The following is a 12,360-nucleotide window of genomic DNA, read 5'->3' as shown; positions in this document are numbered from 1 at the left end:
GTGCAGTGCACAAATTTGTCGTTAATGTTACTCAGAGGTGCTTATGAAGTCAGTGTCTATCAATCTTGCATTGCAGGGCGGTGGTGCTCACGGCGCATTTACTTGGGGGGTATTGGATCGTCTATTGGACGAACCTTGGATTAATTTCGAGGGTGTCAGTGGCACCAGTGCTGGCGCTATGAATGCGGTGATGCTGGCGGAAGGCTGGCGTCTAGGTGGGCGGCAAGGCGCAAAGCAAGCGCTTGCTTCATTTTGGTTAGCGGTGGCTTCCAGTGATTTTTCTATCCGTTTGCCGGAACAGGTCGAGGGGGCCGTGGCACGATTTTGGTTGCATGCGATGCGCTACCTGTCGCCTTACGATGTTAATTTATTGGATATTAATCCTCTTGAAGATCTGTTGTTAAAGCAGGTTTGTTTTGACCAGTTACGCCGTGATTGCCCGTTTAAACTATTTATCGCTGCCACCGAAGTGGCAACGGGGAAGCTAAAGCTGTTTCATGAGCGTGAATTAGCGTTGCCCCATCTGCTGGCCTCGGCTTGTTTACCCAATATTCATAAAGCGATCGAGATCGATGGTGCTTACTACTGGGATGGCGGTTTTTCCGGTAATCCGGCGGTTTTCCCGTTGATCTATGAGTGTGTTGCCGATGATGTGCTGATTATTTTATTACAATCACTGCAGCGAGAAACACTGCCGATCTCAGCCGAATCGATTACTGAACGGGTTACTGAACTAGGGTTTCAGAGCACTTTTATGCGGGAGATGCGGGCGGTGAGCAATATTCGTCAATACAGCTCTAATTCTCGCTGGCGTCAGGGGTGGGCTGAGCGAAAAGTGAATGGTATGCGCTGCCATGTGCTGCAGAGTGATAGATCCCTCGATGGGCTGGGGCGATTGAGTAAATATGATAACAGCAAGCAGTTTTTGACCGGGCTGATGGCTTTGGGTCAAGAGGCCTGTGATCAGTGGCTCCATAATCATCAGGCAACGTTGGGTAAACGGGAGAGCTGTGATGTTGACGGGCTGTTTAGTTAAGCTGAGGATGGATTAGTCCGGTAGCTTATTGGCTCGGGGGTGCTGCAGAATGGGCCTGCTATTGACGTTTGTGCCATCGTTTTGTGCGGCTAAGGCCCAAAGCGCATGCTCTCTGATGAGCGGGTCATCACCATCGACCATGCCTTGCAGAGCGCTGAGCACCGCCTCGCCACCACGGCTGTTGCCCAATGCGATGGCGATATTGCGCTGCCAGCCGCTATAGCCGGTACGGCGGATGGCTGAACCTTCGGTACGTTTGAGAAAGGTCGCCTCATCCCAGCTTTGTAATTCCAATAATGAGATATGATCGAGCTGATGACGCGGGGTGAAGTCCGCTTCTTCGCTGTGTTTCGCAAAGCGGTTCCAAGGACAGATGAGCTGACAGTCGTCACAACCAAAGATCCGATTGCCGATCAATGGGCGAAATTCGATGGGAATAGCACCTTTTAGTTCGATCGTTAGATAGGATATACAGCGGCGGGCGTCTAGTTCATAGGGGGCTACAATAGCCTGTGTCGGGCAGATGTCGATACACGCCTGACACTGGCCGCAGTGTTCCTCGGTATAGGGGGCATCGACCGGTAGCGGTAGATCGACAAACAGCTCCCCGAGTAAAAACCAAGAGCCGGCTTCCCGGTTTAAGATCAGCGTATGTTTTCCCTGCCAGCCCAGTCCACTATTGCGCGCTAGAGGCCTTTCTAGCACGGGGGCGCTATCAACAAAGGCGCGGTAACCGAATTCACCGATCAGTTTTTCAATAGATTTACCCAGTAGTGTCAGCTTTTTACGCATAACTTTATGGTAATCACGGCCCATAGTGTAACGGGAGATATAAGCTTGATCTGGGTTCTTGAGAATCTTGATGGTGTCGATATCAGGGGGGAGACAGTTCATACGGACACAGATAATTCGCTGGGTACCTTCGGTCAGCAACGCCGGGTTAAGCCGCTTCTCTACGTTATTTTCTAGGTAACTCATTTCCCCCTGATAGCCTTTATCTAGCCACGCTTGCAAGGGCGCGGCTTCGGCACTGAGATCGGTGCCGGTGATACCGCATTGCTGAAAACCGAGGGCCGCTGCCTCTGTTTTGATCTGCATCGCTAGGTTTTGCAGTGTTTCGGGGTCGTATTGAGTCATTGGCGCTATATAATAAGGTTATAAGGAATAAAGTTAGAAACACTTTTCAGAGAATACGTTATGTCACATGCTGACTTGCCGGCGTCATTATACACAGCGGAACAGACCCGCGCTCTTGATCGTATGGCGATCGCCTCCGGGGTGCCCGGTTTTAAACTGATGCAGCGGGCCGGTCATGCGGCTTTTGACCGATTGCGTCAGCGTTGGCCTGAGGTTCGTAAATTAACCCTGCTCTGTGGCGCCGGTAATAACGGTGGCGACGGTTTGATAGTGGCAGGCTTGGCGCACCGTCAGGGAATGACGGTACAGTTGCTGTGTGTCGGTGATGATAACTTTGCTGCACGATTATCTGGCGAGGCGCGTGAGGTTTGGGAGTGGCTGCAGCAAGAGTCGGTGCCTAGTGAGTTATATCGTCAGCAATCCTTTACCGGGGAGTTGATTGTGGATGGATTGCTGGGCACCGGTATCAGTGGTGCGGTGCGTGATCCCTATCAGGCAGCGATTAAACAGATTAATCGTGCCGGATTGCCGGTGGTGGCATTGGATATCCCTTCGGGTCTATGTAGCGATACCGGGGTGGTTCAGGGGCTTGCTGTGCGGGCCGATATGACCGTGACCTTTATTGGCGTGAAGCGCGGCTTATTGACCCATCAAGGGCCTGAATATACAGGTGAACTGTTATTTGACGATCTGCGGGTGAGTGATGATGTGTATGAGGCGGTCGATGTGTCCGGTTTTATTACGGGGGCGGATGATGTCGCTCACCTACTGCCCGCTCGCGCTAAAACCGCTCATAAAGGTAGTTGTGGTCATGTATTAGTGGTTGGTGGAGACAGTGGTATGGGGGGCGCTGCGATTATGGCGGCGCAGGCGGCGGGTCGTTGTGGCGCAGGGTTGGTGACCGTAGCAACCCGTAAGGAGCATCTGGCTGCGTTGTTAAGCCGTTACCCCGAAGCTATGGCTGTGGGGGTGCGTTCGGGAGCAGAGCTTGAGCCTTTGATAGCGCGCGCCACCGTGCTGGTATTAGGGCCGGGATTGGGGCAGCACGCTTGGGGCGAACAACTGTTAATGGTCGCACTTAAAAGTGGCAAACCACTGGTGCTGGATGCCGATGCCTTAAACTTATTGCAGCGTCGAGGTGAGTTCGGTCGGCGTGAAGGCGAGCATTGGGTCATCACACCTCATCCGGGTGAGGCGGCTAGATTGCTCGATTGCACGGTCGCCGAACTGCAAGCAGACCGCTTTGCCGCTGTGGTCGCGCTACAATCGGCGTTTGGCGGCGTAGCCCTGCTCAAGGGGCCAGGTAGTCTGAGTTTTGATGGTGATGCTCTACACCTTAATCCCACCGGTAATCCTGGCATGGCCAGTGGAGGTATGGGCGATGTGCTCAGTGGCGTGATTGGTGGCTTAATCGCTCAAGGGTTATCCGCTGCGGATGCTGCTCGGTTGGGGGCTTGGTTACACGGGGCGGCGGCGGATCGAAGTGCGGCAGAATATGGTGCTCGAGGTATGCAAGCGACGGATCTATTGGCACAATTGCGTTTGTTGGTTAATGGCTTGTGAGGAATAATAGCGTGCCGCAAGAAGCAGATTACAGTGTGTTCGTTGCCGATGAAGCAGCGATGGTGATGTTTGGTCGGCAGATCGCTCAGGCGGCCAGCGGGGGAGAGGTTATTTTCCTCAATGGCGATTTAGGTATGGGTAAGACAACTCTGAGTCGGGGTGTACTGCAGGGATTCGGTCATCAAGGTTCGGTTAAGAGTCCTACCTATACACTGGTTGAACCCTATGAATTAGAGGCATTGACCGTATTTCATTTCGATCTGTATCGCTTAGGTGATCCAGAAGAACTTGAATATCTTGGGATTCGCGACTATTTCACCGATCATAGCCTCTGTCTGATAGAGTGGCCGGAAAAGGGCGAGGGTGCTTTGCCGCTGGCTGATCTACTGATCAATATTGGTGTTGAAAATAGAGGTCGGCGGATTCATTGGCAGGCGCAGACTGAAAAAGGTCAGTTGTTGGCCGATAAGCTTAAGTGTTCGCGTGTTAATTGATAAACCATGAGTGTCTAGGATATGCAGGGTATATGAGGGGAAGAGTAAACAGCATGATGCAACGCTTCTGGCTATTAGTGCTATTACTGACCGGCGGGTTTGGGGCTGTCAGCGCCTATGCGGCTGAAGTGCATAATGTGCGGGTGTGGATCGCGCCGGATCATGCACGGCTGGTATTCGACCTTTCGTCAGCAGTGCAGCATAAGCTGTTTACCCTAAAAAAACCTGACCGTATTGTGCTGGATATGTCGGGGGCGACACTAGAATCAAATCTCGCATCGGTTGATCTGACGAATAGTCCTATCTCTTTAATGCGTTCGGGTTCTCGTAATAGCGGTAAAGATCTGCGCATCGTGCTGGAACTCAATGAGCATGTAAAACCCAAGAGTTTTGCTTTAAAACCGAATGATCAATACGGGGATCGCTTAGTTGTCGACCTTTATCGGGATGTTGCTGACGAAGAGCCGCCAAAAACAGCAGTGGCTTCGGTGGATGATCCCTCTTCGCGGCGGGATATTATTATCGCTATCGATGCGGGGCATGGTGGCGAAGATCCGGGTGCGATTGGGCCTGGACGAGTGAAAGAAAAAACCGTGGTGTTGGGAATCGCCCGAGAACTGAAAGCATTGTTGGACAAAGAACGAGGCTTTCAGCCTAAGCTGACCCGGGATGGCGATTATTATATTAGCTTGCGCAGTCGAACCGAACGGGCCCGGAAGATGAATGCGGATATGTTCGTGTCGATCCATGCGGATGGCTTTCGCGATCATCGAGCCAGAGGTGCATCGGTCTGGGTGCTATCGCCTCGAGGGGCCAGTAGTGAGATGGGGCGCTGGCTGGCACAAAAAGAAAATAGTGCCGATCTGATTGGCGGCGTTGGTAGTGTCAGCTTGGAAGATAAAGATGATGTGCTGGCCAAGGTGTTGTTAGATATGTCGATGACCGCTAGCCGCAGTGATAGTCGAGATATTGCCCATAGTATTCACCGGAATATGAGCAAGTTCGCTAAAATGCATAAAAAACAGGTAGAGCAGGCGGGTTTTGTGGTGTTGAAATCGCCGGATATTCCCTCCATTTTGGTTGAGACCGGCTTTATTACCAACCATGATGAAGCCGCTAAGCTAAAATCAAAAGCCTATCAACGGAAAATGGCTCAGGCTGTTTTTGCCGGCATCAAAGCACACTTTACCGCGAAGCCTCCGGCCCTTACATGGTTAGCGTGGCAGAAAGAGGGTAACAGCAAGTCAGCGTCAGCTCACTATAAGGTGATGCGGGGCGACACTCTCTCTGTTATTGCCAGCAGGAACGGTGTATCGTTGGCTGCTTTACGCAAGGCAAATGGGTTGCGCAGTGCCGATCATATTATGATTGGTCAGGTACTGAAAATACCCGCCAGTTAATCAATTACGTGTAACCTCTGATATGTCCCGAATACACCTACTGACTCCTCGACTGGCGAACCAAATTGCCGCCGGCGAAGTGGTTGAACGTCCCGCTTCTGTTGTTAAAGAGATTCTCGAAAATAGTCTTGATGCGGGTGCTAGCCGGATCGAATTGGATATCGAGCAGGGCGGCGTCAAATTGATTCGATTGCGTGACGATGGTCAGGGCATCGAAAAAGAGGATCTAGCGCTGGCGCTTAGTCGTCATGCCACCAGTAAAATTCTCAATTTAGATGATCTCGAAGCGGTGGAAAGTCTTGGTTTTCGTGGCGAAGCACTGGCGTCAATCAGTTCTGTCTCGCGTCTTACGCTGACCTCACGCACAGCGGACCAAGAGGCAGGCTGGCAGGTACAGACCGAGGGGCGAGATATGACCGCTGAGGTCTCGCCGGCGGCCCATCCGCAGGGTTCAACCGTTGAAGTGCGGGATCTGTTTTTTAATACCCCGGCTAGACGCAAATTTCTTAAAACTGAAAAAACCGAGTTTAAGCATCTGGAAGAGGTGGTTAAACGGCTGGCGCTGAGTCGCTTTGATGTGGGGTTTACCTTAAAGCATAACCAGAAGGTGATTCATCAATTGCGTCCGGCGGTTAGTGAATCTGAACAAGAGCGGCGTATCTCGACGCTACTCTCCCCCGCCTTCATTGAAAACGCCATGAAGGTGGATGTCAGCGCAGCAGCCTCAGGGCTTCGATTATGGGGTTGGGTGGCGTTGCCAACCTTCTCGCGTAGTCAGGCAGATTTGCAGTATTTCTTTGTTAATGGCCGCATTATTCGCGATAAAGTGGTTGCCCATGCGCTGCGCCAGGCTTATCAAGACGTGCTCTATCATGGTCGTCATCCCGCCTATGTGCTGTATATGGAGCTGGATCCTAAGCTGGTGGATGTGAATGTGCATCCGACTAAGCATGAAGTGCGCTTTCGTGAAACGCGACTGGTCCATGACTTTATTTTTCGCACCACCCATCGGGTTATCGCTGATATTCGCCCAGAGCAGGGCAGCGAACCGGCCATTTCCGGCGCGGCCGCCAGTGAATTGCTGAGCCAAGTGCCGGGGCAGGCGCTGGCGCCTCAGAATTTTGAGCAAAGCCGGATGCCGCTGCATCAGTTGCAAGGACATGCTAATAGCATCACCGGCTCTGGGTTTGCTCCGTCCACTCGCTATGCTGCTGACCGTCCTAGCGTCGGGCAGGTGAGAGACCAGATCTCCGGATATGGCGCTCTGCACCCTCAGGGGGACGCAACGGTAGGGTTAGTGCCCGGTCAGGCGGTGGAAGCGGATGATAGCGAATGTCCTCCGTTGGGATACGCCATCGCACAGCTGCACGGTATTTTTGTCTTGGCGCAGAATTATGCGGGCTTGGTAGTCGTGGATATGCATGCCGCCCATGAACGGGTTGTGTACGAACGTATGAAGTTAGCCTATGAAGCCGAGGGCGTGCGAAGTCAGCCTTTGCTAGTACCAGTAAGTATGGCGGTGAGTTCGATGGAGGCTGACTGCGCTGAAGAGCACTCGGAGGTGTTTTCTAAGCTGGGTATTGAGATTGCACGAATGGGCGAGGAGACTCTCGTCATCCGGCAGGTGCCGGTAGCGTTGGCCAGTGCCGATATCAGCAAGTTAATTCTTGATGTGCTCGGTGATATGGTGATGTTTGGTACCAGTCAAAAAATCCAGCAGCATACTAATGAGTTGCTGGCGACGATGGCATGTCATGGTTCGGTCAGGGCTAATCGGCAATTGACCATCCCTGAGATGAATGCACTGTTAAGAGATATGGAGCGTACCGAACGGAGTGGTCAGTGTAACCATGGGCGGCCCACTTGGACGCAGATGTCGATGACCGATCTCGACAGCCTGTTTATGCGAGGGCAATAAGTTGAGTCAACCCATTGATGCAAGCGGTGCCCCGTTACCACCGGCTATTTTTCTGATGGGGCCAACAGCCTCCGGTAAAACCGATCTGGCGATGGCCTTATGTGATCGATTGCCCTGCGATATTATCAGTGTGGATTCGGCGATGATCTATCGCGAAATGAATATTGGCACGGCCACGCCGGATGCTGAGTTTTTATCCCGTTATCCCCACCGATTAGTCGATATTCTAGATCCTGCAGAGAGTTATTCAGCGGCCAATTTTAGAACCGATGCACTGCGTGAAATGGCAGAGATTCGTGCCGCCGGTCGAATTCCACTGCTGGTGGGCGGAACTATGCTCTACTATCAGGCGTTGCTGAAGGGGCTTGCGGTCTTACCTCAGGCTGACCAATCTATCCGTGATCGTTTGATTGCTGAAGCGGAGGTGCATGGTTGGGGTTATCTGCATCAGCGTTTGCAACAGATTGATCCGGTGGCGGCTGAGCGCATTCATCCAAACGATCCACAACGTATGCAGCGAGCGTTGGAGGTGTTTGAGCTGACCGGGCGCACGATGACTGAGTTATGGCAAGAACAGACATTGCAACAGTTGCCGTATGACGTTACGCAGATCTGTGTGATGCCCGAAGCGCGTAAAACGCTGCATGAACGAATTGAAAAGCGTTTTCATATGATGCTCGAGCAAGGCTTCGAAGCGGAAGTCAGAGCGCTGTGGGATCGAGGCGATCTGAATGCGCAGTTACCATCGGTGCGATGTGTGGGTTATCGACAGATGTGGGAGTACTTTGAGGGGCAGTTGGATTACCCCACGATGATCGAAAAAGGTGTCATCGCTACGCGACAATTAGCCAAACGACAGATAACCTGGCTGCGTAGTTGGGATAATCTGCACTATTTTGAATCAGCAGACCCTAATTTAACGAATAATGCCTTGAAATTGTTGGATGGGATCATTATATAATGCAGTACAGAAAATAAATTTTGGGCTGTCCGGCTTTTTAGTGACAGCATATTGTATCGCGGGGCATGAATTATGCTTCAGCAGCGGTGCACCACTTACTCTTAGGAAGGAGCTTCCAATGTCAAAAGGGCAATCGTTACAAGACCCTTATCTGAACGTACTACGTAAAGAACGGGTACCCGTTTCAATTTTTCTTGTAAATGGCATCAAACTTCAAGGACAGATTGAGTCCTTTGATCAGTTTGTGATTCTGCTGAAGAATACTGTCAGCCAGATGGTTTACAAGCACGCTATTTCTACTGTGGTTCCAGCCCGTCCGGTAAAACTACCGCAGGGTGATGAATCAACTGACTGAGGTTTTCATTGTTCTTTGAGCGCCCTGAGTCTGGCGAATGCGCCATTCTTGTTCATATCGATATGGCTGATGAGGTGGACCGCGAAAGTCCTAAAGAGCTCGAAGAGCTCGCTTTATCTGCCGGTGCAGATCCGGTTGCTTTTTTAACCGGATCTCGCAGTCTCCCCAACCCTAAAACATTTATCGGCTCTGGTAAGGTAGAAGAGCTGAGAGATCTTGTGCGTCTGCACGAAGCTGAATTAGTGATTTTCAATCACGGCCTCAGCCCCGGTCAGGAACGTGAGATCGAACGCGCGATTGAGTGCCGAGTGCTCGACCGTACCGGGTTGATTCTAGATATTTTTGCCCAGAGGGCCCGTACCCATGAAGGTAAACTTCAGGTGGAGTTGGCGCAGCTAGAGCATATGTCAACGCGTCTGGTGCGCGGCTGGACCCACCTTGAACGACAGAAAGGTGGTATCGGTCTGCGTGGTCCGGGTGAAACGCAGCTGGAAACCGATCGGCGATTACTGCGAGCGAGAATTAAAAGTATTCTCAAGCGGTTAGAGAAGGTGCGTAAGCAACGAGAGCAGGGGCGTCGTGCCCGTAGTCGCTCAGAAGTGCCAACGATCTCTTTGGTCGGTTATACCAATGCGGGTAAATCAACCCTGTTTAACCGTATTACCGATGCCGAGGTGTATGCCGCGGATCAGCTCTTTGCCACGCTTGATCCGACACTGCGTCGGATTGAGTTAGCCGATATCGGCCCGGCAATTTTAGCTGATACGGTAGGCTTTATTCGGCATCTTCCGCATAAGCTTGTTGAAGCGTTCCGTGCTACGCTGCAAGAAACAACCGAAGCAGAATTATTGCTGCATGTGATTGATGCTTACGATGAAGATCGACAGTCGCATATGCATGAAGTGCACTCAGTGTTGAAAGAGATCGGCGCTGATGAAGTGCTAACGCTTGAGGTTTATAACAAAATCGATATGCTCGAGAGGGCTGAAGCTCGTATCGATCGTAATGATGAAGGTAAACCGGTACGTGTATGGTTGTCTGCTGTATCGGGCGAAGGTATAGAGTTGCTGTTTCAGGCGATCACCGAGTTGCTGGTTGAAGATATTTTCCATCAGCAGTTGAGTTTGCAGCCAGAGGAAGGTGGCTTGCGTGCCCAGCTTTATGCTCAGGGTGCCGTGCTAAGTGAAGTAGTTGACGAGCATGGCGTGATCGATCTGGAAGTTCGGATTCAGAAAAAAGATCTGCTGCAGTTATTGAGTCGTATGAACATTGCACCGGAACGATACCTCGGTGCTAATGTCAACAAACCCGAGTGGTTGCATAGTTAACGTATGCTGCTTACAATTTTTTTAATGATTTAAACAGTTCTATAACGGAGAACAGTATGGCTTGGAATGAGCCTGGTGGTAACGGCAATAATCAGGACCCCTGGAACAACGGCGGTGATCGTCGTGGTGGCGGTAAAAAAGATCAGGGACCGCCTGATCTTGATGAGGCGCTGCAAAAATTACAAGAAAAGCTGAATGGCATTTTCGGTAAGAGCGGCGGCAATAAAGGTACCGGGGGTTCCGGCCCTTCATCTTCTTCCTCGGCGGGCTTTTTTGCCGTTGTGGTTGTGGTGGTGCTGGTAGGCTGGGCTGCGATGGGTTTCTACACCGTCGATCAGCAGGAGCGAGGTGTGGTACTTCGCTTGGGTAAATATCAGGAAACTGTAATGCCGGGTCTGCAGTGGAATCCGCCGATGATTGATCAGGTGATCACGACTAACGTAACTCGTGTCAGTGCTTACGAGCATCGTTCGCTGATGCTGACCGAAGATGAAAACATCGTTGATGTTAGCATGACGGTTCAGTACGTTATTTCGGATCCGGTTAATTATGCCTTGAAGGTTCGTGATCCTAATGCCAGCTTGCAGAATGCTTCTGAGTCGGCGCTTCGTCATACCGTAGGTTCATCTGAGATGAACTCTATTCTGACGGCGGGTCGAGAAGTGCTCGGTAGTGAAGTGAAGCAGCGTTTGCAGAACTTCATGGACGCTTATCAGACCGGTTTGCGGATTACACAGATCAATATTAAAGAAGCTAAAGCCCCTTCTCAGGTGCAGGATGCGTTTGATGACGTAATCAAGGCACGTGAGGATGAGCAGCGTTCGATTAACCAATCTGAATCTTACCGTAACGGTATCGTTCCTGAAGCGCGTGGTATTGCTCAGCGTATGAAGGAAGAGGCTAACGGTTATCGTGAGCGCGTTGTGGCGCAGGCAAAAGGTGATGCGCAGCGTTTCTCTTCTTTGTTGACCGAGTATCAAAAAGCACCAGAAGTTACTCGTGAACGTCTCTATCTTGATGCGATGGAGGAGGTGTTGTCGAAGAACTCTAAAGTGCTGATCGATGTTGAAGGTGGCAATAATATGATGTATCTGCCGCTGGATAAATTGGTCGAGAATCGTCCTCGGACCTCCACGGGTACATCAGGTGGTCGGTTGAGCAGTTCTGAATTACAGGATGTAACTGATCAGGTTATCGATCAATTGCGTCAGCGTCAGCAAACGACTACACGGGAGGCACGCTAATGTCGGGTAAATCAATGACAGGGTTGGTGATCGCACTCTTGCTGGTGGTGGTTGGCTTTAACACACTGTATATCATTAAAGAAACTGATCGGGCGGTATTGCTGAAGTTTGGTGAGATTGTTAATCCGGATATTAAACCTGGTTTGCATATCATGATCCCGGTGATCAACAAGATACGTAAGTTTGATGGCCGAGTGCAGACATTGGATGCACAGGCTCAGTCTTACCTGACGGTTGAGAAAAAGCGTCTGATCGTTGACTCTTTTATCAAGTGGCGCATCGTTGATCCGCAGAAATACTACACCGCTACATCGGGTGATGAGTATAAGGCAGCAGAACTGCTGTTCCCGAACGTTGATGCGGGGCTGCGTAACCAATTCGGTGAACGTACGCTGACAGAGGTTGTGTCTGGTGAACGTGATGAGCTGATGGTCGAGTTGGTTAACTCTTTGAGTGTCCAAACCAAAGACGAACTGGGTATCGAAATGATCGATATTCGAGTTAAGAAGATCGATCTGCCTCAAGAAGTATCTGCCTCTGTATATGAGCGGATGCGTACTGAGCGTGAGCGGGAAGCTCGTGAACTGCGTTCTCGTGGTAAAGAGCTGGCCGAAGGTATTCAAGCTGATGCTGACCGTCAAAAAGCGGTTATCGAAGCCAATGCCTATCGTGATGCTCAGCAGGTTCGTGGTGAAGGTGATGCTTTGGCCGCTAAGATCTATGCTGATGCCTATAACAAGGATGCTGAGTTTTACTCCTTCTATCGTAGTCTGAATGCTTATAAAGCAGCGTTTAATCAGCAGGGCGATATTATGGTGTTAAAACCGGATAGCGAATTTTTCCGCTACCTAGGCAACCCCAGCGGTAAGTGAGCGGAATAGGCCATTTGTCGTATAAAAAATCCGCGGAATAGGCTGCACTAAA

11 protein-coding genes are annotated in these 12,360 nt (G+C 51.0%); 10 read left to right on the top strand and 1 reads right to left on the bottom strand.

From position 1 onward, the window contains the following. The first annotated feature begins 43 nt into the window (after positions 1 to 43). On the top strand, positions 44 to 1,036 hold the full coding sequence (locus ACN0T0_RS08405) for a patatin-like phospholipase family protein (RefSeq protein ID WP_417225044.1): 993 nt from the start codon (positions 44 to 46) through the stop codon (positions 1,034 to 1,036). Between the two features lie 12 nt (positions 1,037 to 1,048). Here ACN0T0_RS08405 and queG read toward each other — a convergent pair whose 3' ends face one another. Then, the gene (gene queG / locus ACN0T0_RS08400; protein WP_417225042.1) at positions 1,049 to 2,173 is read right to left on the bottom strand and encodes a tRNA epoxyqueuosine(34) reductase QueG; all 1,125 of its coding nucleotides are present in this window, start codon (positions 2,171 to 2,173) and stop codon (positions 1,049 to 1,051) included. 60 nt (positions 2,174 to 2,233) lie between these two features. Between queG and ACN0T0_RS08395 the strand changes: the two genes are divergently transcribed. The 9 genes from ACN0T0_RS08395 to hflC all read left to right on the top strand — a co-directional run bounded on the left by ACN0T0_RS08395 (position 2,234) and on the right by hflC (position 12,308). Next, positions 2,234 to 3,736, top strand: a complete 1,503-nt coding sequence (locus tag ACN0T0_RS08395) for an NAD(P)H-hydrate dehydratase (RefSeq protein WP_417225040.1) — start codon at positions 2,234 to 2,236, stop codon at positions 3,734 to 3,736. An 11-nt stretch (positions 3,737 to 3,747) separates the two neighbouring features. After that, the gene (gene tsaE / locus ACN0T0_RS08390; protein ID WP_417225038.1) at positions 3,748 to 4,230 is read left to right on the top strand and encodes a tRNA (adenosine(37)-N6)-threonylcarbamoyltransferase complex ATPase subunit type 1 TsaE; all 483 of its coding nucleotides are present in this window, start codon (positions 3,748 to 3,750) and stop codon (positions 4,228 to 4,230) included. Positions 4,231 to 4,283: 53 nt separating this feature from the next. Next, the gene (locus ACN0T0_RS08385) at positions 4,284 to 5,630 is read left to right on the top strand and encodes an N-acetylmuramoyl-L-alanine amidase (RefSeq protein WP_417225036.1); all 1,347 of its coding nucleotides are present in this window, start codon (positions 4,284 to 4,286) and stop codon (positions 5,628 to 5,630) included. A gap of 22 nt (positions 5,631 to 5,652) precedes the next feature. Beyond that, positions 5,653 to 7,548: a DNA mismatch repair endonuclease MutL gene (gene mutL, locus ACN0T0_RS08380; RefSeq protein ID WP_417225034.1), complete on the top strand. Its 1,896-nt coding sequence runs from the start codon at positions 5,653 to 5,655 to the stop codon at positions 7,546 to 7,548. A gap of 55 nt (positions 7,549 to 7,603) precedes the next feature. Then, positions 7,604 to 8,509: a tRNA (adenosine(37)-N6)-dimethylallyltransferase MiaA gene (miaA, locus tag ACN0T0_RS08375; protein ID WP_417225296.1), complete on the top strand. Its 906-nt coding sequence runs from the start codon at positions 7,604 to 7,606 to the stop codon at positions 8,507 to 8,509. 118 nt (positions 8,510 to 8,627) lie between these two features. After that, entirely contained in the window at positions 8,628 to 8,864 is a 237-nt protein-coding gene (gene hfq, locus ACN0T0_RS08370; protein WP_091361235.1) for an RNA chaperone Hfq, read from the top strand. 8 nt (positions 8,865 to 8,872) lie between these two features. Further along, complete coding sequence (gene hflX, locus ACN0T0_RS08365; RefSeq protein WP_417225031.1) at positions 8,873 to 10,192, top strand: ribosome rescue GTPase HflX; 1,320 nt, start codon at positions 8,873 to 8,875, stop codon at positions 10,190 to 10,192. Positions 10,193 to 10,248: 56 nt separating this feature from the next. Then, a complete protein-coding gene (gene hflK / locus ACN0T0_RS08360; protein ID WP_417225029.1) occupies positions 10,249 to 11,436 on the top strand; it encodes an FtsH protease activity modulator HflK in 1,188 nt (395 codons plus the stop codon). After that, positions 11,436 to 12,308 (top strand): protease modulator HflC, encoded by an 873-nt coding sequence (gene hflC, locus ACN0T0_RS08355; RefSeq protein WP_417225027.1) that lies wholly within the window; start codon positions 11,436 to 11,438, stop codon positions 12,306 to 12,308. The genes hflK and hflC overlap by 1 nt, the downstream gene beginning before the upstream one ends. The last annotated feature ends 52 nt before the right edge of the window (positions 12,309 to 12,360 follow it).

It is taken from the genome of Amphritea sp., from assembly GCF_048266285.1.
GTDB lineage: Bacteria > Pseudomonadota > Gammaproteobacteria > Pseudomonadales > Balneatricaceae > Amphritea.
This window is presented reverse-complemented; position numbering and strand designations above follow the sequence as displayed.